This is a genomic window from Streptomyces sp. SAS_272 (assembly GCF_052543235.1).
The window spans coordinates 1-18,879 of sequence record NZ_JBMNDR010000100.1; the positions used below are offsets into that span (position 1 = coordinate 1).

The following is an 18,879-nucleotide window of genomic DNA, read 5'->3' on the forward strand; positions in this document are numbered from 1 at the left end:
CGTCAACGGCCCCGGCGAGGCCCGCGAGGCCGACCTCGGCGTCGCCTCCGGCAACGGCAAGGGCCAGATCTTCGTGAAGGGCGAGGTCGTCAAGACCGTTCCCGAGTCGAAGATCGTGGAGACCCTCATCGAGGAGGCGATGAGGATCGCCGAGCAGTTGGAGCAGGACGGGGCCGCCTCCGGGGTCCCCGTGGTCACGGGGAAACCGGCAGTGACGGTGAGTTGAGGCAAGGCACGGACCGAGAGGGGGCCCGACGTGACGATCCTGGAGACCATCCGGCAACCACGCGACCTGAAGGCGCTTTCCGAGGCGGAACTCGGTGAACTGTCCGATGAGATAAGAGAGTTCCTGATCCATGCGGTCGCCAGGACCGGTGGACATCTGGGGCCCAACCTGGGCGTGGTGGAACTGACCCTCGCGCTGCACCGGGTGTTCGAGTCGCCGGACGACCGCATCCTGTGGGACACCGGCCACCAGAGCTATGTGCACAAGCTTCTGACCGGGCGTCAGGACTTCTCCAAGCTGCGCGGGAAGGGCGGCCTGTCCGGCTATCCCTCGCGCGAGGAGTCCGAGCACGACGTCATCGAGAACAGCCACGCCTCCACCGCGCTGGGCTGGGCCGACGGGCTCGCCAAGGCGCGTCAGGTGCAGGGCGGCAAGGGCCATGTGGTCGCGGTCATCGGCGACGGCGCGCTCACCGGCGGCATGGCCTGGGAGGCGCTGAACAACATCGCGGCCGCCAGGAGCCGGCCGCTGATCATCGTCGTCAACGACAACGAGCGGTCGTACGCGCCCACCATCGGCGGCCTCGCCAACCACCTGGCGACGCTGCGCACGACCGACGGCTACGAGCGGGTGCTGGCCTGGGGGAAGGACGTCCTGCTGCGCACACCGCTGATCGGGCACACCCTCTACGAGTCCCTGCACGGCGCGAAGAAGGGCTTCAAGGACGCCTTCGCCCCGCAGGGCATGTTCGAGGACCTCGGTCTGAAGTACGTCGGTCCGATCGACGGTCACGACGTCGCAGCCGTCGAGTCCGCGCTGCGGCGGGCGAAGCGCTTCCACGGGCCGGTGCTGGTGCACTGCCTGACCGAGAAGGGCCGCGGGTACGAACCCGCCCTCGCCCATGAGGAGGACCACTTCCACACCGTGGGCGCGATGGACCCGCTCACCTGCGTCCCGCTCGCGCCCGCCGGCGGTCCTTCCTGGACGTCGGTCTTCGGCGACGAGATCGTGGCGATCGGCGAGGAACGCGACGACGTCGTGGCGATCACCGCGGCGATGCTGCACCCCGTGGGGCTCGGCAGGTTCGCCGAACGCTTCCCGGACCGCGTGTGGGACGTCGGCATAGCCGAGCAGCACGCGGCGGTGAGCGCGGCCGGCCTGGCGACCGGCGGCCTGCACCCCGTCGTGGCCGTCTACGCCACCTTCCTGAACCGCGCCTTCGACCAGCTGCTGATGGACGTGGCGCTGCACCGCTGCGGGGTGACGTTCGTCCTGGACCGGGCCGGGGTCACCGGCGTCGACGGGGCGTCCCACAACGGGATGTGGGACATGTCCGCGCTCCAGGTGGTGCCCGGGCTCAGGATCGCCGCCCCGCGCGATGCCGGCCAGCTCCGCGCCCAGCTGCGGGAGGCCGTCGCGGTGGACGACGCGCCGACGGTGGTCCGCTTCCCCAAGGAGTCGGTCGGACCGGACGTCCCGGCCGTCGGCACGGTGGGCGGCATGGACGTCCTGCACCGCGCCGAACGGCCCGAGGTGCTGCTGGTGGCCGTCGGCGTGATGGCGTCGGTGTGCCTGCGGGCCGCCGAACTGCTGCAGGCGCGGGGCGTCGCCTGCACGGTCGTCGACCCCCGGTGGGTCAAACCCGTCGATCCGGCCCTGCCCGGCCTCGCCGCCGAGCACCGGCTGGTGGCGGTCGTCGAGGACAACAGCCGGGCGGCGGGCGTCGGCTCGGCGGTGGCGCTGGCCCTCGGCGACGCCGAAGTCGACGTGCCCGTCCGGCGGTTCGGCATCCCGGAGCAGTTCCTCGCGCACGCCAAGCGCGGGGAGGTGCTCGCCGACGTCGGTCTGACGCCCGTCGAGATCGCCGGCCGGATCAGCGCGAGCCTGGCCGTGCGGGGCGTTGCGTCCGCCGACGGTCCGCTCGCCGGCCCACTCAAGGAGAAGGCTGAATGACCACGGAGTTCGACCTCGGCGCGCTGCTGGCCGAGCGCGGAGCCGAGCGCTACGAGCTGCACGCCAGGTATCTCAATCACCAGCTGCCGCGCATGCTGCACACCATCGGCTTCGACAAGGTCTACGAGCGGGCCGAGGGCGCCTACTTCTGGGACGCCGAGGGCCACGACCACCTGGACATGCTCGCCGGGTTCGGGGTGATGGGCCTCGGCCGTCATCACCCCGTCGTCCGCAAGGCGCTGCACGACGTCCTCGACGCGGGGCTCGCCGACCTCACCCGCTTCGACTGCCAGCCGCTGCCCGGGCTGCTGGCCGAGAAGCTGCTCGCGCACAGCCCCCACCTGGACCGGGCGTTCTTCGGCAACAGCGGCACCGAAGCGGTGGAGACGGCGCTGAAGTTCGCCCGCTACGCCACCGGCCGGCCCAGGATCCTGTACTGCGACCACGCCTTCCACGGCCTCACCACGGGCTCGCTGTCGGTGAACGGCGAGTCGGGCTTCCGGGACGGCTTCTCCCCGCTGCTGCCCGACACGGCGGTGCCTCTCGGCGATCTCGACGCGCTGGCCCGCGAGGTGAAGAAGGGCGACGTCGCCGCCCTGATCGTCGAGCCGATCCAGGGCAAGGGCGTGCACGAGGCGCCGCCGGGCTACCTGCGCGCCGCACAGGAGCTGCTGCACCGCCACAAGGCGCTGCTCATCGCGGACGAGGTGCAGACGGGCCTCGGGCGGACCGGCGACTTCTACGCCTACCAGCACGAGGAGGGGGTCGAGCCGGACCTCGTGTGCGTGGCCAAGGCGCTGTCCGGGGGCTATGTGCCGGTCGGGGCCACCCTCGGCAAGGACTGGATCTTCAAGAAGGTCTACTCCTCGATGGACCGGGTGCTGGTGCACTCGGCGAGCTTCGGCTCCAACGCGCAGGCCATGGCGGCCGGGCTCGCCGTGCTGTCCGTCATGGAGAACGAGCAGATCGTGGCCAACGCCCGGGCCACCGGCGACCTGCTCCGAGCCCGGCTGGCGGCACTCGTCGACGAGTACGAGCTGCTGGCCGACGTCCGCGGCCGGGGTCTGATGATCGGCATCGAGTTCGGAAAGCCCAGATCGCTGAAGCTGCGCGGTCGCTGGACGATGCTCCAGGCGGCGCGCAAGGGACTCTTCGCGCAGATGGTGGTCGTGCCGCTGCTGCAACGCCACCGGATCCTCACCCAGGTCTCCGGCGACCATCTGGAGGTGATCAAGCTGATCCCGCCGTTGATCGTGGGGGAGCGGGAGGTGGACCGGTTCGTCGACGCCTTCACCGCGGTGATGGACGACGCGCACAGCGGGGGCGGACTGATGTGGGACTTCAGCAAGACCCTGGTCAAGCAGGCGGTCGCCAACCGCTGACGCCGCACGGGCTGCCGGATCACCGGGCGTTTTGCCTCTGAGGCAAGAAATTTGCCGCAGAGGCAAAATCGGCGTCCAATGGCGGCATGAGCCCAACCGAGTCCGAGCGCCCGGCGGAACAGGCCGAGGCGCTCTCCGTCGTCGCCCCCCGGCTGCGCGACCTGCGCCGCCGGGCAACCCTCACCCTCGAGACCGCCGCCCGGGCGGCCGGGCTGTCGCCCGCCCATCTCTCCCGGCTGGAGACCGGGCAGCGCCAGCCCTCGCTGCCGATGCTGCTCGCCCTCGCCCGCGTCTACGGTACGACGGTCTCGGATGTGCTCGGCGAGACGGCCGCCGACCGGGACGCCGTGGTGCGCGCCGCCGCCATGGAGCCGACCCGGGCGGGCGGCTGGACGTACTGGCAGACCGGCGCCTCCGGGCGGGCGATGCAGGCCCTGCGGGTCCACGTCCCGTACGGGGCGCAGGGCGACATCGTGCGGGTGCACCCCGGCGAGGAATGGCTGCATGTGCTGCGCGGCAGGCTGCGGCTGCGCCTCGCGGACGCCACGGACCTGCTCGGGCCCGGCGACAGCGCGCACTTCGACTCGCTCACCCCGCACCGGATCGCCGCGCAGGACGCCGACGGGGTCGAGCTCCTGTTCGTCCACACCTTGCTGCAGAGCCCCACGGCCACGCTGTGCCTGGGCCCGAACCCGTCGGAGACCGGAGTGACGTCATGAGCGACATCGAGGAGAAGTTCCCCCGTACCCTCTGGATCCGGCTGATCATCTACATCGCCGTCGGACACCTCTTCGCGGGATTCCTCTGGCTGCTGTTCGAGGTGGGCGCCAAGCAGTAGGGCGGCCGTCAGTCCAGGAGGCGTTCGCGCAGCCGGGCGCGGGTCTCGGGGGCCAGGCCGAGGCCCTGTTCCAGGTACGCGTCGACGCCGCCCCAGGTCTGCTCCACGGTCTCGAAGGCCGCCTCGAGGTACTCCGCGCGGGCGTCGAAGAGCGGGCCGAGCAGCTCCATGACCTCGGGGGAGTAGGCCGCGGCGGAGGTGGCGCTGCGGCGCACCTTGTAGCGGCGGTGCTTGGCGTTGGACTCCAGGTAGTCGCCGAGGATCGCCTCGCGCTCCACGCCCACGGCGAGCAGCGTCACCGCGACGGACAGGCCCGCCCGGTCCTTGCCCGCCGCGCAGTGCATCAGCGCCGGCACGCTGTCCTCGGCGAGCGCGTGCAGCACCCGCGAGTGCTCCGCCGTGCGCTCCGTGACGATCCTGCGGTAGGAGGCGATCATCCGGCCGGCCGCCTTGCCGTCGCCGAGGATGCCGCGCAGCTGGTCGATCTCGCCGTCCCGCACCATCTTCCAGAACTCGGCGCCGTCCGCCGGGTCCGACAGAGGCAGGTTCACGTTGCGCACGCCCGGCAGCTCGACGTCCGGGCCCTCCAGCCTCTGGTCCGCGGCGTTGCGGAAGTCGAAGACGGTGTGCAGGCCCAGGCCGGCGAGGAACGCCGCGTCCTCGTCGGTCGCGTGCGCGAGGTGGCCGCTGCGGTACAGCACGCCGTGGCGCACGCGCCGGCCGTCGACGGTCGGCAGACCCCCCACGTCCCGGAAGTTGCGCACACCGGCCAGCTCGGGCTCGGTCGACGGGATCTGCTGCGTCACGGGGGCTCCCTCCCAGTCGGTCCGCGTCGGCGCGGCTCGTGGTGGCCGACAGGACCTCCTCGACCATACGACACGGGCCCTCGGGGCAAGACGTCGTCCTCGGACCGGCCGGTCGACCCGTCCGCCCAGGTGGGGCCATCGTCGGCCGGAAGTTGCCCGAGGGGCCGACCGCGTTCGATGATGTTGACGCTTGATCGCACCTGTTCGAATCAGTGGGAGTTTTTGATGCCCGAGATCGCCGACGCCGGCCGCACCTGGGTCCTTTCCGGGCCCACGGGCAGTTATGCACTCCACCTCACCGAGGCCGACGAGCTGGTCCACCTGCACTGGGGCCCGCGCATCTCGCTCGCCGACGCCGAGGCCCTGGCCGCCCTTCCCTGGTCGGAGCGCGGGGCGTCCTTCGAGTCCCCGCTCGACGGCCGCGAGGAGTATCCGGTCGAGGGCGGCCCGCGCTTCGTCCGGCCCGCCCTGTCGGTGCGCACCGACGAACGCCGCGGCACCGAGTGGACCTTCGAGACGCACGAGCGGGACGGCGACGAACTGCGACTGCGCTTCCGGGACGCCGGGCTCGCGATCACCCTGCACTACCGGATGCGCGGCGACGTCGTGGAGCGGTGGACGACCCTGCGCAACGAGGGCGAGCAGCCGCTGGAACTGCTCCGCGCGGACTCGGCCACCTGGACCCTGCCCGAGCGGGACGACTGGCGGCTGTCGCAGCTGCACGGCCGCTGGGCCGCCGAGTCGCGGCTCGCGCGCACCCCGCTCGGCCACGGCGAGACGGTCATCGGCAGCCGGCGCGGACACACCGGGCACCAGCACCTGCCCTGGGTCGCCCTGGACACCGACGCCACCGAGGAGCGCGGCGAGGTCTACGGCTGTGCCCTCGGCTGGTCGGGCTCCTGGCGGATCGCCGTCGCCCAGCTCCCCGACGCGCGCGTGCAGATCACCGGCGGAGCCGGGTACGACGACTCGGGCCTGCTGCGCCTCGCTGCCGGCGAGTCCTTCACCACGCCGGTCTTCGCCGGCCTGTGGAGCGACGCCGGCTTCGGCGGGGCGAGCCGCGCCTGGCACGCCTACCAGCGGGCCCACGTCGTCCCGGACGCCGGGCAGGACCGGCCGGTGCTGTTCAACTCCTGGGAGGCCACCTACTTCGACATCTCCGAGGAGCAGCAGGCGACCCTCGCCAGGCGCGCCGCGTCGATCGGCGTCGAGCTCTTCGTGGTGGACGACGGCTGGTTCGGGGCCCGCACCGGCGACCACGCCGGGCTCGGCGACTGGCAGCCCAACCCGGACCGCTTCCCGAACGGGCTGAAGCCCCTCGCCGACTACGTGCGCGCCCTCGGCATGCAGTTCGGCATCTGGGTCGAGCCCGAGATGGTCAACCCGGACAGCGACCTCTACCGTGCGCACCCGGACTGGGTGCAGTTCCAACCAGGACGAAAGCGGACGGAGTTCCGCAATCAGCTCATGCTGAACCTCGCGCGCGAGGACGTCCAGGAGTACCTCTGGGAACAGCTCGACGGACTCCTGTCCAGCGCGCCGATCGACTACGTCAAGTGGGACTTCAACCGCTGCTTCACCGACGCCGGCTGGCCGGACGACCCCTATCCGCAACGCCTGTGGGTCGACCACGTACGGGCCCTGTACAACCTGCTGGACCGGCTGCGGGCGGCCCACCCGGGCGTCGCCTTCGAGTCCTGCTCGGGCGGCGGCGGGCGCGTCGACCTGGGGATCATGAGCCGCACCGACCAGGTGTGGACGTCCGACAACACGGACCCGCTGGACCGGCTCGACATCCAGCACGGCTTCAGTCAGATCCACCCCGCCCGGGTCATGGCCGCGTGGGTCACCGACAGCCCCAACACGCAGCTCAACGGGCGGGTCAGCTCGCTGCGCTTCCGGTTCGTCAGCGCCATGGCGGGGGTGCTCGGCGTCGGCGGCGACCTCGCCGAGTGGAGCGAGGAGGAGCTCGCCGAGGCGCGCCGCTGGGTGGGCCTCTACAAGGACGTCCGGCATGTCGTGCAGCAGGGCGACCTGTATCGGCTGCGTCCCCCGACGGGCGGCCTGAGCGCCGTCCAGTACGTGCTCGGGGACGAGACCGTCGTCCTCGCCTGGCTCCAGGCGCAGCGGTTCGGCGAGCCCGTTCCGGCGCTGCGGCTGCGCGGGCTCGACCCCACGGCATCGTATGAATGCCGTGAATCAGGAGAAATCCACCGAGGTGCGGTGCTTCTGCATCACGGGATGCGTACCGGATTGCGGGGCGACCTCGATGCGACGGTTATCCGGCTGCGTCGCATCTGAGGTTTCTGTCCGAATTGGATTCTTCGTTCCAACTCGCTCTGTCATGAAGAAAGCTGGAGAAGCGTCACGTGAGCAGCGTCATATCCGTGACCGTACGTCGCCCGTCATGTTCACGTAATTCGTGTGGTTTTCCGGGGTGCTTGACCGGATAGGGCCGTTCTGATTCACGGAGCGTGACCGGTAATTGTCGTGGCGGATCAAGAGAAATGCCATGTCAGTGCAACCTCTGCTTGTCCCTGTGCGTCCTGGTCGCTTACGTTCCACACCAATCCGGACGGACGCCTAATCCTGCCGCCGCCCGGAATCCGCACACTCACCCGTGCACGGCAGGAGCGGGGGACCCACAGGCACTACCGCCTGTTCCGGTCCCGGAACAGGCTCGGGGTAAAGCCGCGTCCCGACGTGGCCGGACATCTCCAGTCCGCACCCGACAGCTCACCTCGCAGGCGCCGGAGAGGAATTCGTCATGCCCGCGAAGGGTAAGCATCGCCGTCCCAAGGCCCAGCGTTTCACCCGTTCCATAGCCGCCGCCGGAACCGGCGGGGCCGCGCTCGCGCTTCCGCTCATGGCGGCTTCCGGCGCCCATGCGGCCACGGGGGAGTCGGCGTCCCAGGCCGTCTCCCAGGCCGTCGCGCAGACGGTTTCCCAGAAGGCCGTGCAGGCCGCTCCGGTGACCCGGAAGACCGCCGCCGCCACGACCTACACCGTGCGGTCCGGCGACTATCTCTCGAAGATCGCGACCGAACAGCACGTCAGCGGCGGCTGGAAGAGGCTGTACCAGGACAACCGCGAGGCCGTCGGCGCCGACCCCTCGCTGATCCACCCCGGCCTCGAGCTGTCGATCGGCAAGAGGGCCGCGGCCGGCACCGCCAAGTCGTCCGGTTCGACCTCTTCCTCGTCCTCGGCGGACTCTTCGCCGAAGTCCTCGAAGTCCTCGAAGTCCTCGCAGGCGTCCAAGTCCTCGTCCTCCGCGGCCTCCGCGAAGACGACCACCCAGGCCGCCGAGAGCAACGCGGGCGGCTTCACCCTGCCGGTGTCCGGCGCCACCGTAGGCACGCCGTACCACCAGTCGGGCAGCATGTGGTCGAGCGGCTACCACACCGGCGTCGACTTCGTCGTCCCGACCGGCACCCCGCTCAAGGCCGTCGCCGCGGGCACCGTCGTCTCCGCGGGCTGGGGCGGCGCCTACGGCAACCAGGTCGTCATCAAGCTGAACGACGGCTACTACGCCCAGTACGCCCACCTGTCCCAGCTCTCCGTCTCGGCCGGCCAGACCGTCGGCGCGGGCCAGCAGGTCGGGCTCTCCGGCGCCACGGGCAACGTGACCGGACCGCACCTGCACTTCGAGATCCGCACCACGCCGGACTACGGCTCGGACGTCGATCCGCTCGCCTACCTCCGCTCCCACGGCGTCTCGGTCGGCTGACCCCTCCGACGACCCCGCGCCTGACACGCAGCCGAAGGCCGGCCCCGATCGCACGATCCGGGGCCGGCCTTCGGCGCGTCCGCTGTGGGTGCGCCGCGGACCCCGCGGACCCCGCGGACTCCGAGGACCTCCGCCGACTGCGCTCATTCATGATCGTTCGATTGCGGTCGTGTGGCGTGTCCGGTCGCACCGTCGACAGGCGACGCCGATGCGGACACAGTGGTCAGGTCAGACGGCAAGCGCTTTCGGCGGCGGCCTCGGACCCGGTGGGACGCCGGCCAGGCGTCGGCCCGGGTTCCGCCGCTCGCGGAAGGCCGCCCCGCCGCCCCGGTCCGACCGAAGGAGCCGCATCCCGTGACGACGACGCGCAGAGCATTCGGCGCACTCGCCGCCTCCGCCGCCCTGACCGCCCTCGCCCCCGCGACGACGGCGAGTGCCGCGCCGCGCCGCAGGCTCCTCGCCCACGACGACTTCCGCCGCGGGCTCGGCCGGTGGGCCGTCGAGCGGGAACAGGGCGGAACGGTCACCGCCTCCTGCGGGAGCCTCGAGATCGACGTGCCGGCCGGCGCCACCGTCTGGTTCAGGCGGCGGCTCGACGGGCCGTACGTCCTCGAGTACGTCGCCACGCCCATCTCCGCGGGCGGGCCCAACGACCGCGTCTCCGACCTCAACAACTTCTGGAACGCCGTCGACGTCCGCTCCCCGGACGACCTCTTCGCCACCCCGCGCGGCGGCGCCCTCGCCGAGTACGACCGCCTCAAGACGTACTACGTCGGCTACGGCGCCAACGGCAACACCACGACCAGGATGCGCCGTTACGTGGGCGAGCCGGGAGTGCGCCCGCTGCTGTACGACTACACCGAGCCGCTGCTCGTCGCGAACCGGCCGCACCACGTGCGGATCGTCTCCGACGGCTCGGTCGTGCGCTGGTGGAACAACGGGCGGCTGGTCTTCGACCACACCGACCCGGAGCCGTACACGAGCGGCCACTTCGCCTTCCGTACCACCTGGAGCCACTTCCGCATCAACGACTTCCGCGTGTGGTCCCTTATTCCCTGATTGGCAAACTCTTTAGGAGTGGCTTTTCTCACCGACCGTCAACCCCTGCCTACGGTCGCGTAGGTCACATTGGAAGGTGAATCATGATCTGCCGTGGCAGACGATTCGAAGAGTGACAACAGATCAGTGATCGGGTCGTACGTGGCGGTGGGGGACAGCTTCACCGAAGGCGTCGGCGACCCCGGCCCCGACGGGGCGTTCGTCGGCTGGGCCGACCGGTTCGCGGTACTTCTCGCGGACCTGCGGCCCGAAGGCGACTTCGCCTACGCCAACCTCGCGGTCCGCGGAAAGCTGCTCGACCAGATCATGGAGGACCAGCTCGCCCGGGCGGTGGAACTCGCCCCGGACCTGGTCTCCTTCTGCGCGGGCGGTAACGACATCCTCCGTCCCGGCACCGACCCGGACGAGGTCGCCGAGCGTTTCGAGCGCGCGATCTCGGCCCTGACCGCCGTAGCCGGCACGGTCATGGTGACCACCGGCTTCGACACCCGTGGCGTCCCCGTGCTCAAGCACCTGCGCGGCAAGATCGCCACCTTCAACGGGCACGTCCGCGCCGTCGCCGACCGGTACGGCTGTCCCGTGCTCGACCTGTGGTCCCTGAAGTCCGTGCAGGACCGCAGGGCCTGGGACGGCGACCGGCTCCATCTCTCCCCGGAGGGGCACACACGGGTGGCCCTGCGCGCCGGGCAGGTCCTCGGCCTCGACGTGCCGGCCGATCCGGAGCAGCCCTGGCCGCTCCTCCCGCCGCGCGGCGCCCTCGACGTACGGCGCGACGACGTGCACTGGGCCCGCGAGTACCTGGTGCCCTGGATCGGGCGCCGGCTGCGCGGGGAGTCCTCCGGCGACCATGTGATCGCCAAGGGCGCGCTCTCCCCCGACGACATCAGGATGCGCATCGCGGCCGTCGCGTAGCCGGTCCGGGATCACTCTTGGCACGCGGGGGAGCGGCCGGCCGTCGGCGTCGTACGGCGGGCCGCTCCACCAGTGAGGTGATCGCACGGGAGTGGCGTCGGGGCGGGGAACGGGGCCGGTGCTGGGATGACCGCACCCGCACCGTCCGCCCCGACGCTTTCGAGGACCGGTCCCGTATGCGCCTTTCCCGTACGTCCGTCGCCTCGGCGCTCGTCGCCCTGCTCGCCCTCGGCGGTCCGGCGCTCACCGCGCCCACGGCAGCGGCGCTGCCCGCCCGCCCCGCGGCCGCAGCCGACGCCGTGGGGGCCGGCGCCGTACCGGCCGGCGCCGCCACCGTGACCGTGACCGGCGAGGGCAGCGCGAGCGCGGAGCCCGACCTCGCGGTCGTCGGCGCGGGCGTCGAGGCCACCGCCAAGACCCCGCAGGCCGCGATGGACGCGCAGAGCAGCGCGGCCGCCGCGCTGCTCGCCGCGGTCCGCGCCGAGGGCGTCCCCGAGCGGGACATCCGCACCGAGAGCGTCTTTCTCCGTCCCGTCCACGACCACACGGGCGGCGCCTCCCGGCTGACGGGCTACCAGGCCGCCCAGTCCTTCACCGTCAAGGTGCGCCAGGTGTCGAGGACCGGCGCAGTCCTTCAGGCGGTCACGGACGCCGCGGGCGACGCGGCACGCATCGGCTTCGTGGTCTTCGACGTCTCCGACCCGGCCCCGCTGCAGGCCCGCGCACGGGAGGCCGCGCACGCCGACGCGCGGGCCAAGGCCGAGCAGTACGCCCGCCTCAGCGGCCGCGGCCTGGGCCGGCTGATCTCGCTCAGTGAGGACGCGTCCACGACGCCGCGCCCCGTCCCCTCGGCCGGGGACACGCCCGGCGCCGGCATGGCCGCGGTGCCCGCGGCACCCGGCGAGATCCGGGCGACGGCGACGGTGACGGCGGTCTACGCGCTGGACTGAGCACCGCCCAGGCCGCACGGCCCCTCCGCGAAGTCGGCGGTCCTGGCCGCCTTCGCGGTCCGGGGTCCAGCCCGACCCGAGCGGCCGGTGAGCGGTCAGCGTGGACCTCGGCGCGGACTCGCTGCGGGACGGCGCGCCCGTACTGCACCGGGAGCACGCCCTGCGCCCCGGGTCGGGGCCACGCCACCTCGCCTTCCACCCGGCGGGCCGGCACGCCTACGTCGTCAACGCTTGCGGCCGTGGCACGGACGGGCGTGCGGCTCCGACGAGGCGTTCAGCCCCGCCGTCTTCCGTCTTCCGGCTCCCGGCCCTGGCCCCCGCTCTCCGGCCCCGGCCCCCGCCTTCCGGCCTGCGCGCTGTCGGCCGTCCTCCGTGCTGCCGGGAGGTCAGGATCCCTGTGTGCCGGAGGCGCCGGCCGCGCCGGAAGGATCGGAGGCGCCGGGAGACAGACCGAGTTCGCGGGTCAGGGCCTCCTCCACCCACTCCTGCGCCCGGGCCCGGGGCACCGCGCCCGCATAGGACGTCAGCTGTACGGCGAGTCCGTCCAGCAGGGCTGTCAGACGCAGGGCCGTGCCGGCCGGGTCCGGGCAGCGGAACTCGCCCGCGGCGACGCCCTCCGCGATCACCCCGGAGAGCGCGGCCTTCCACTCCCGGTCGAGATGGCGGGCGACCTCCCGCAGAGCCGGCTCGCGCAGCGACACCGCCCAGCCCTCGATCCACAGTCGCCAGCCCTTGGCCTGGCCGGTGGGCGCGTACCAGCGCACCGCCGACCGCAGTCGGCGCAGCGCCGTGGTGCGGCGGTCGACGAGCTTGCGCAGATGCGCCAGGTCGTCCTGGGCCGCGCGAGCGAACGCGTCGGCCACCAGCCGCTCCTTCGTCGAGAAGTGGTACAGCACCAGCGCGTTGCTCACCCCGAGGGACGCGGCCACGTCGGCGATCCTGACCGCCGCCACGCCCCGCGCCTCGATCTGCTCGATGGCCGCCCGCAGCATTTCCTCCCGCCGCTCGGCCACGCTCAACCGGACTCTCACCACGTCCGTCACCCTACACAGGGGCTGTGAGCTGCCCAGACGCCGTCATCGGCGGCTGCCGAACCGCTCCGTGACCGCCCGCAGCCGTTCCTTCGCCAGCGCGTGCGCGGCCGCCCGCGGGGTCTTCCCGTCGGCCTCCGCGCGGGCCAGCACCCGCTCCGTCAGGAGGCGCATCGAGCGGCGCGTGTAGCCGAAGGCCTCCTGTGCGTCCGCGCCGACGTCGCCGAAGAGCGTCCACCACCACCAGGCGTTCGTCCCGGAGTTGACGACGACGTCGGGCAGCACGCTCACCCCGCGTGCGTGCAGCAGTGCCTCCGCCTCCGGGAGGACCGGCATGTTCGCGGCCTCGGCGATCCAGCGTGCGGTGATGTGCTCCTGCTCCCGCACGCCGATCGCGTACGACACGGCGGCCGGCACCAGCACGTCGGCCTCCGCCGACAGCCAGGCGTCGCCTGCCAGTTCACGGTCGCCGGGGCGCAGCGCGGACCGGTCGACCGTGCCGTGGCCGTCCCGTGCGGCCAGCAGCGCCTCCACGTCGAGCCCACCGGGACGGACGATCGTGCCCTTGACGTCGGCGACGGCCACGACCGTCAGTCCCGCGCGCGTGAGGAAGCGTGCGGTGGCGCCGCCCATGGTGCCGAGCCCCTGGAGCGCGACCCGGGTCCCGGCGTACGGCACGCCGGCCCGGTCCAGGGCCGTCAGCACGGACTCGGCCACTCCGCAGCCGCCGACCAGCGCGTCGAGGCCGATGCCGTCCACCTCGACCGCGAAGGCGTCCGCCAGGCGCGCGCGGGCCGCGTGCGCGTCGTCCAGCAACGGATAGACGGCCTGCACGGACGAGACGAGACCCGCCTCGGCGGCGGCCCGGTCCACCAGGGCCTGGGTCAGTCCCAGGTCCTCGCCGGTGGTCCAGCAGCTCTCCACGTACGGACGCATCGCCCGCAGATAGCGCACCAGCATCCCGTACGCCCGCGGATCCCGTGGATCGCAGTCGATGCCGCCCTTGGCCCCGCCCAGCGGCACGTACGCCGCGTCGGGGTCGTAGTGCAGCGCCTCCTTGAGGCTCATGCCGCGGGCCAGGCCGGTCACCTCCGCCAGGGTGCAGCCCTCCCGCATCCGCAGTCCGCCGCTGCACACGCCGCGCACGAGACGGTCGACGACCAGGAAGCCCCGACGGCCGGTGACGTCGTCCGTCCAGGTCAGGGACAACAGGGGGGCGTCGGACACACGGACTCCAAGACCGGGGCGGTACTGAACAGTGGGTCAGTATCGGGGTGGGGTGAGAGGGCTGTCGACGCGTTGTCGGACGAGGCGACCATAATGGAATGCCTCAGCGACTCCACCTGGAGGTACCGTGTCCGGTTTCCGTCCCCTGAGCTCCGGGCTCCGCGGTCTGCAGCCCGAGGCCTTCGGCGCGGATCCGAGCGGTGAGCGCCTGGCGCGCATCCGCAGATCGCCCCACTACGAGGACGGCGTCTTCAAGAACCCCGGCGGCCCCGCGCGCACGCGCCCCTCGGGCTCGATGCTGGACTTCGCCAAGGTCTTCTTCGACAAGGAGCAGCGCCCCCGGCGGGCTCCCGCAGGCACCGTGCCGGTGCACGCCACCACCCTCGCCGACCTCGCCAAGCCGCCGGTCACCGGCCTCAGGACGACCTGGATGGGGCACTCCAGCGTGCTCGCGGAGATCGACGGGCAGCGGGTGCTGTTCGATCCCGTCTGGGGTGAGCGCTGCTCCCCGTTCGCCTTCGCGGGACCGCGGCGCCTGCACCCGGCGCCGCTTCCGCTGGCCGCGCTCGGCCCGGTCGACGTGGTCGTCATCTCGCACGACCACTACGACCACCTGGACCTGCCCACGATCAAGGCGCTGGCCGGCACGGACACCCTGTTCGCGGTGCCGCTCGGCGTGGGCGCCCATCTCGAGCACTGGGGCGTGTCCGCGGGGCGGCTGCGCGAGCTGGACTGGCACGAGGCGACCGAGGTCGGCGGGCTGACCCTGACGGCCACCCCGGCCCGCCACTTCTGCGGCCGAGGGCTGCGCAACAGCCAGCACACCCTGTGGGCCTCGTGGGTGGTGGCGGGCGCGGAGCACCGGATCTTCCACAGCGGGGACACCGGTTACTTCGACGGTTTCCGGGACATCGGCGCCGCGCACGGCCCGTTCGACGCGACGATGATCCAGATCGGGGCGTACTCCGACTTCTGGCCCGACATCCACATGACGCCCGAGGAGGGCATGCGGGCCCACCTCGACCTCCAGGGCGGCGTCGGCGGTGTGATGACGCCGATCCACTGGGCCACCTTCAACCTGGCCACGCACGCGTGGGCCGAGCCGGGGGAGGGCACGCTGGCCGCCGGGCGCGCCGCGGGGGCGCGGGTCGCCCTGCCCCGCCCGGGTGAGCCGTTCGAGCCCACCGCCGAGACCGTTCCGCAAGAGCCGTGGTGGCGCGGTGTGGCCATGGCTCCCGCCGGGGGATGGCGGCCGCTGGACGATCCGGCACCCAAGGCCAATGCCGATACCCAGAGTGACATCGAGGCGGGCGCCACCGAGGACGGCGAGGCGCCGGAGGCGGTTCCGGCGGGCTGACCGGAATACCGGGACGCTCGACCGTGCGGGCCGGGGGCGCATCGCCCCCGCCCCGCGCAGTCATTTCTGGACCGCTTCTGACCAGGTCTGATTGAAATTTCTTCGTGCTGCTTCGCGGGACGCGCGGGTCTATCGCTCTGTCGTGCGAAGCCTCATACCAGAGCGGGACGCTCCCTGGGGGACTTTGTCAACTGCCCACCGCACATGATGGGTTGCCGACTACTGTGAGTGGCCATCGGGCGACACCGGGCCGTATTTCCCGGCTCTCCCGACCGACGACCCGGCCTGACGGACCAGTACGAGGACACCGATGTCTCACCTCCGCGCACCCGCCGCACGAGCAGACCGCCGTGAGGGCGGGCGGCACGGGCGGCCCGTCCCCCGCATCGCCCCGGCGACGGCCGAGACGCACATACGGTCCCAGTTGGTGCGGCTCGCCGTGCTCCCCCCGACCGCCGTGGCGCTGAGCGCCTGCGCGGTGGTGCTGTTCACGGTGCGCTCCAGCGGCATGCGCCCGGGCCCGACCCTGTGGGCGGTCCTGGTGGGCGCCGCCGCGGTGACCGGCGTCGGGATCGTGATCGCGGCGGTGGCCGCCGACCGCGCGTCGCGCTCCGTCAGCGACCGCCTTGCCGCGCTGCGCCGCAGCAGCGCACGCGGCGAGGCCGACCTGCGCGGCGTCATCGAGGCGCTGCGCCGCGGCGAGCTCCCCCCGCAGCGCGCGTCGCGGGGCGGACCGCCGGCCGGCGCCGACGACTTCGAACTGCTCGCGGCCGACCTGGCACACGCCCACGACGGGGCCGTCACCGCCGTCGTGCAGGCCGCACAGCTGTCGAGCCAGGCCGGCAGCGAACAGAAGCTGGAGGTGTTCGTCAACCTCGCGCGGCGTCTGCAGTCCCTGGTGCACCGCGAGATCTCGATCCTCGACGAGCTGGAGAACGAGATCGAGGACCCCGACCTGCTCAAGGGCCTCTTCCACGTCGACCACCTCGCCACCCGCATCCGCCGGCACGCCGAGAACCTCGCCGTTCTCGGCGGGGCCGTGTCGCGCCGGCAGTGGAGCAACCCGGTCCCCATGACCGAGGTGCTGCGCTCCGCCATCGCCGAGGTCGAGCAGTACGCCCGCGTGAAACTCGTCCCGCCCATCGACGGCGAACTGCGCGGCCACGCCGTGGCCGACGTCATCCACCTGCTCGCCGAACTCGTCGAGAACGCCACGGTGTTCTCCGCGCCGCACACCCAGGTGCTGCTGCGGGCCAACCTCGTCACCTCCGGGCTGGCCGTCGAGGTCGAGGACCGCGGGCTCGGCCTGCCGGTCGAGGAACAGAGCCGGATGAACGCCCTGCTCGCCGACCCCGACCAGGTCAACGTCGGCCGGCTGCTGGCCGACGGGCGCATCGGCCTGTTCGTCGTCTCCCAACTGGCCAGGCGGCACGGCATCCGGGTCCGTCTGCAGAGCAACATCTACGGGGGCGTCCAGGCCGTCCTCGTCGTGCCGCAGGCCCTGCTCGGCTCCGCGCCGGGCGTCCTCACGGCGGTGGCACCGGGCCCCGACACCGACGGCGCGGGACAGCCGCTCGCGCCCGTCGCGGCTCCCGCGGCGACCCCGGCGGCGACGCCGCGCACGACGGCCTCGGCCCGGCCGCCCCTGCCCGCGTCGCCTCCGGCCCGACCCGGCCGCCCCGGGCCGCGGCTCGTCGCCGGCGCCGACCGGACGACGGCACGGGACTCCAGAGGCGCGGGCCGGTCGTTCGCCCCCGCCGGCGCCCCCGCCCCGGCGCACGTCACGGCCACGGCGCACACGCGGACCGAGTACGCGGCGGCCCAGCCACACCTGCAGACGCAGGGCGCCGCGTCCGTCGGCGCGTCGGGCGCCGGTCTGCCGGGGGAGGCCCGGGTCCCGTCCGACACGGGCCGACCGCCGGAGCCGACCGCGTCGTCGCAGGCCCGGAACGCATCCGGGTCCGGAGGCCCCGAGGGCCGGCCGTCACCGCAGGACGCCTCCGCGTCCGGGCGCGCAGGTCACCTCCCGCAGCCGCCCGGGACCGGCGCGCCGCGGGGCGACGGCGACCGGCCCGCCCCGCTCCCCGTCCGCGGCGCCCGGGCGGCGCGGCCCAATCCGGCCGAGGCTGTGCCCGGCATCCGGAGCGGCGACCGGCCCGTCGTCGAGGAGCACGAGGGCATCGCGCCCACCCCGCGCGTCGGCACGGTGCGCGGCACCATGGGCAAGCCCCACCTGCCCCGACGCCGTGCCCAGGAGCACATCGTCCCCCAACTGCGCGGCGGCCCGGCCCCCCGTCCGGACATCGAACCGTCCGCCGGTCACGACCCCGGTCTGATGGCCGCCTTCCAACGCGGCGTCGGCCTCGCCGAGGCCCAGCAGAGCCTGGAGGCGGACGCGGCGGAGCCGTCGTCCCCGTACCTGCTGCTGCCGGACTCCCCGGAGCCGGCCGCCCGCCCCGAGCCGTACCGATCGGAGCCGACGGCGCGCCCCGAGCCGCATGGGTCGCACCCGCCCGTCCGCGCCGAGCCGTACGGGTCGCACCCGACAGGCCGCCCCGAGCCCTACGGGTCGCAGCCGGGCGTCCGGCCCGAGCCCTACCCGGCCGGGCAGCCCTGGGACACGGGCTCGTTCCGCCCGCCGGCTCAGGGGCGCGGCGAGCATCCGGGCGACGCCGGTCACGGCGGCGACGCGACGGCCGCAGCCGCGCGGGGCGTCCCGCTCCCGCTCCTGCCCCCCGCGCCGTTCCCCATGGACGCACGGCCGGCGCACCGGCCCGGGATATCCGAGGCGCGCCCCGCGCACGCCGCCGCGCCCCCCGAGGCGTACGGCGCGCGGGACGGACTGGACCTGCCCGAACCCGACCGATCCACCGCCCGGCACGACGGGAGCGCACCAGCCGGATGAGCCCTGCGAGCACCCCCACCCCCACCCCCAGCGCTCCCGCAGACCTTCGTAACCCAAGGAGTCGATCCACCATGGCGAGCGATGCGCCGACCGGCCATGTATCCGACCTCGACTGGCTGATGAGCGGCCTCGTGCAGCGCGTGCCGCACACCATGAGCGCGGTGCTGCTGTCCTGCGACGGACTGGTGAAGTCGGTCCACGGCCTCGATGCCGACAGCGCCGACCACATGGCGGCGCTTGCGTCCGGCCTGTACTCCCTCGGCCGCAGCGCCGGAGTTCGGTTCGCCGACGGCGGCGACGTCCGGCAGGTGGTCGTCGAACTCGACTCGACGCTGCTGTTCGTCACCACGGCCGGCTCCGGCACGTGCCTCGCGGTGCTCGCCGGACGTGAGGCCGACGCCGCCGTGCTCGGCTACGAGATGTCGATGCTGGTGAAGAGCGTCCGGCCGTATCTGATGACCGCGCCCCGGCAGCACGCCGTCGAACCGTCGGTGATGGGACCTTGA

Annotated in this window: 16 protein-coding genes, 1 pseudogene and 1 riboswitch; of the genes and pseudogenes, 14 read left to right on the top strand and 3 right to left on the bottom strand. The window is 72.9% G+C overall.

The features are described 5' to 3' along the window. From ACN6LD_RS36330 to ACN6LD_RS36350, 5 genes are all read left to right on the top strand, one after another. Positions 1–226: flavodoxin-dependent (E)-4-hydroxy-3-methylbut-2-enyl-diphosphate synthase (locus ACN6LD_RS36330; RefSeq protein WP_445045384.1), on the top strand; the 226-nt coding region annotated here is incomplete at its 5' end. A gap of 30 nt (positions 227–256) precedes the next feature. Next, positions 257–2,179, top strand: a complete 1,923-nt coding sequence (dxs, locus tag ACN6LD_RS36335) for a 1-deoxy-D-xylulose-5-phosphate synthase (RefSeq protein ID WP_319194917.1) — start codon at positions 257–259, stop codon at positions 2,177–2,179. Next, on the top strand, positions 2,176–3,561 hold the full coding sequence (locus ACN6LD_RS36340) for an aspartate aminotransferase family protein (RefSeq protein WP_445045385.1): 1,386 nt from the start codon (positions 2,176–2,178) through the stop codon (positions 3,559–3,561). Before dxs ends, ACN6LD_RS36340 begins: the two co-directional genes overlap by 4 nt. An 86-nt stretch (positions 3,562–3,647) precedes the next feature. Further along, a complete protein-coding gene (locus ACN6LD_RS36345; protein ID WP_445045386.1) occupies positions 3,648–4,280 on the top strand; it encodes a helix-turn-helix domain-containing protein in 633 nt (210 codons plus the stop codon). Beyond that, complete coding sequence (locus ACN6LD_RS36350; RefSeq protein WP_057583803.1) at positions 4,277–4,399, top strand: DUF6126 family protein; 123 nt, start codon at positions 4,277–4,279, stop codon at positions 4,397–4,399. Before ACN6LD_RS36345 ends, ACN6LD_RS36350 begins: the two co-directional genes overlap by 4 nt. Before the next feature lie 8 nt (positions 4,400–4,407). Here the strand turns inward: ACN6LD_RS36350 and ACN6LD_RS36355 are convergent, their stop codons facing one another. After that, complete coding sequence (locus tag ACN6LD_RS36355; RefSeq protein WP_445045387.1) at positions 4,408–5,205, bottom strand: tyrosine-protein phosphatase; 798 nt, start codon at positions 5,203–5,205, stop codon at positions 4,408–4,410. A gap of 225 nt (positions 5,206–5,430) precedes the next feature. On the opposite strand from ACN6LD_RS36355, the gene ACN6LD_RS36360 reads away from it, so the two are divergent. The 6 genes and pseudogenes from ACN6LD_RS36360 to ACN6LD_RS36385 form a co-directional block, all read left to right on the top strand. After that, a complete protein-coding gene (locus tag ACN6LD_RS36360; protein ID WP_445045388.1) occupies positions 5,431–7,506 on the top strand; it encodes an alpha-galactosidase in 2,076 nt (691 codons plus the stop codon). 304 nt (positions 7,507–7,810) lie between these two features. Further along, a riboswitch (cyclic di-AMP (ydaO/yuaA leader) is annotated at positions 7,811–7,968 on the top strand. A gap of 4 nt (positions 7,969–7,972) precedes the next feature. Next, on the top strand, positions 7,973–8,932 hold the full coding sequence (locus tag ACN6LD_RS36365) for a M23 family metallopeptidase (protein ID WP_319194927.1): 960 nt from the start codon (positions 7,973–7,975) through the stop codon (positions 8,930–8,932). Positions 8,933–9,286: 354 nt separating this feature from the next. Beyond that, a complete protein-coding gene (locus tag ACN6LD_RS36370) occupies positions 9,287–9,991 on the top strand; it encodes a DUF6250 domain-containing protein (RefSeq protein WP_319194929.1) in 705 nt (234 codons plus the stop codon). A 126-nt stretch (positions 9,992–10,117) separates the two neighbouring features. Continuing rightward, the gene (locus tag ACN6LD_RS36375; RefSeq protein ID WP_057583810.1) at positions 10,118–10,903 is read left to right on the top strand and encodes an SGNH/GDSL hydrolase family protein; all 786 of its coding nucleotides are present in this window, start codon (positions 10,118–10,120) and stop codon (positions 10,901–10,903) included. 176 nt (positions 10,904–11,079) lie between these two features. Beyond that, positions 11,080–11,853 carry an SIMPL domain-containing protein gene (locus ACN6LD_RS36380; RefSeq protein ID WP_319194930.1) on the top strand — a complete coding sequence of 258 codons (774 nt, stop codon included), beginning with the start codon at positions 11,080–11,082 and terminating at the stop codon, positions 11,851–11,853. A 25-nt stretch (positions 11,854–11,878) separates the two neighbouring features. Beyond that, a pseudogene (locus ACN6LD_RS36385) lies at positions 11,879–12,082 on the top strand (beta-propeller fold lactonase family protein); the annotation flags it as partial. A 157-nt stretch (positions 12,083–12,239) separates the two neighbouring features. Here ACN6LD_RS36385 and ACN6LD_RS36390 read toward each other — a convergent pair. Then, positions 12,240–12,887, bottom strand: a complete 648-nt coding sequence (locus ACN6LD_RS36390) for a TetR/AcrR family transcriptional regulator (RefSeq protein WP_319197464.1) — start codon at positions 12,885–12,887, stop codon at positions 12,240–12,242. Positions 12,888–12,929: 42 nt separating this feature from the next. Then, on the bottom strand, positions 12,930–14,111 hold the full coding sequence (locus tag ACN6LD_RS36395) for a Glu/Leu/Phe/Val dehydrogenase dimerization domain-containing protein (protein WP_319197462.1): 1,182 nt from the start codon (positions 14,109–14,111) through the stop codon (positions 12,930–12,932). A 127-nt stretch (positions 14,112–14,238) separates the two neighbouring features. Here ACN6LD_RS36395 and ACN6LD_RS36400 point away from each other — a divergent pair, with 127 nt between their 5' ends. The 3 genes from ACN6LD_RS36400 (at position 14,239) to ACN6LD_RS36410 (ending at position 18,879) form a co-directional block, all read left to right on the top strand. Then, positions 14,239–15,468, top strand: coding sequence for an MBL fold metallo-hydrolase (locus tag ACN6LD_RS36400; protein ID WP_319197461.1), 1,230 nt, complete (start codon positions 14,239–14,241; stop codon positions 15,466–15,468). Positions 15,469–15,778: 310 nt separating this feature from the next. Further along, positions 15,779–18,373, top strand: a complete 2,595-nt coding sequence (locus ACN6LD_RS36405; RefSeq protein ID WP_445045389.1) for an ATP-binding protein — start codon at positions 15,779–15,781, stop codon at positions 18,371–18,373. 71 nt (positions 18,374–18,444) lie between these two features. Next, positions 18,445–18,879 (top strand): roadblock/LC7 domain-containing protein, encoded by a 435-nt coding sequence (locus ACN6LD_RS36410; protein WP_319189846.1) that lies wholly within the window; start codon positions 18,445–18,447, stop codon positions 18,877–18,879.

Coding starts and splice junctions, on each gene's coding strand:
- ACN6LD_RS36410 (WP_319189846.1), top strand. CDS start 18,445: ATGGCGAGCGATGCGCCGACCGGCCATGTATCCGACCTCGACTGGCTG.
- ACN6LD_RS36340 (WP_445045385.1), top strand. CDS start 2,176: ATGACCACGGAGTTCGACCTCGGCGCGCTGCTGGCCGAGCGCGGAGCC.
- ACN6LD_RS36350 (WP_057583803.1), top strand. CDS start 4,277: ATGAGCGACATCGAGGAGAAGTTCCCCCGTACCCTCTGGATCCGGCTG.
- ACN6LD_RS36405 (WP_445045389.1), top strand. CDS start 15,779: ATGTCTCACCTCCGCGCACCCGCCGCACGAGCAGACCGCCGTGAGGGC.
- ACN6LD_RS36380 (WP_319194930.1), top strand. CDS start 11,080: ATGCGCCTTTCCCGTACGTCCGTCGCCTCGGCGCTCGTCGCCCTGCTC.
- ACN6LD_RS36360 (WP_445045388.1), top strand. CDS start 5,431: ATGCCCGAGATCGCCGACGCCGGCCGCACCTGGGTCCTTTCCGGGCCC.
- ACN6LD_RS36365 (WP_319194927.1), top strand. CDS start 7,973: ATGCCCGCGAAGGGTAAGCATCGCCGTCCCAAGGCCCAGCGTTTCACC.
- ACN6LD_RS36345 (WP_445045386.1), top strand. CDS start 3,648: ATGAGCCCAACCGAGTCCGAGCGCCCGGCGGAACAGGCCGAGGCGCTC.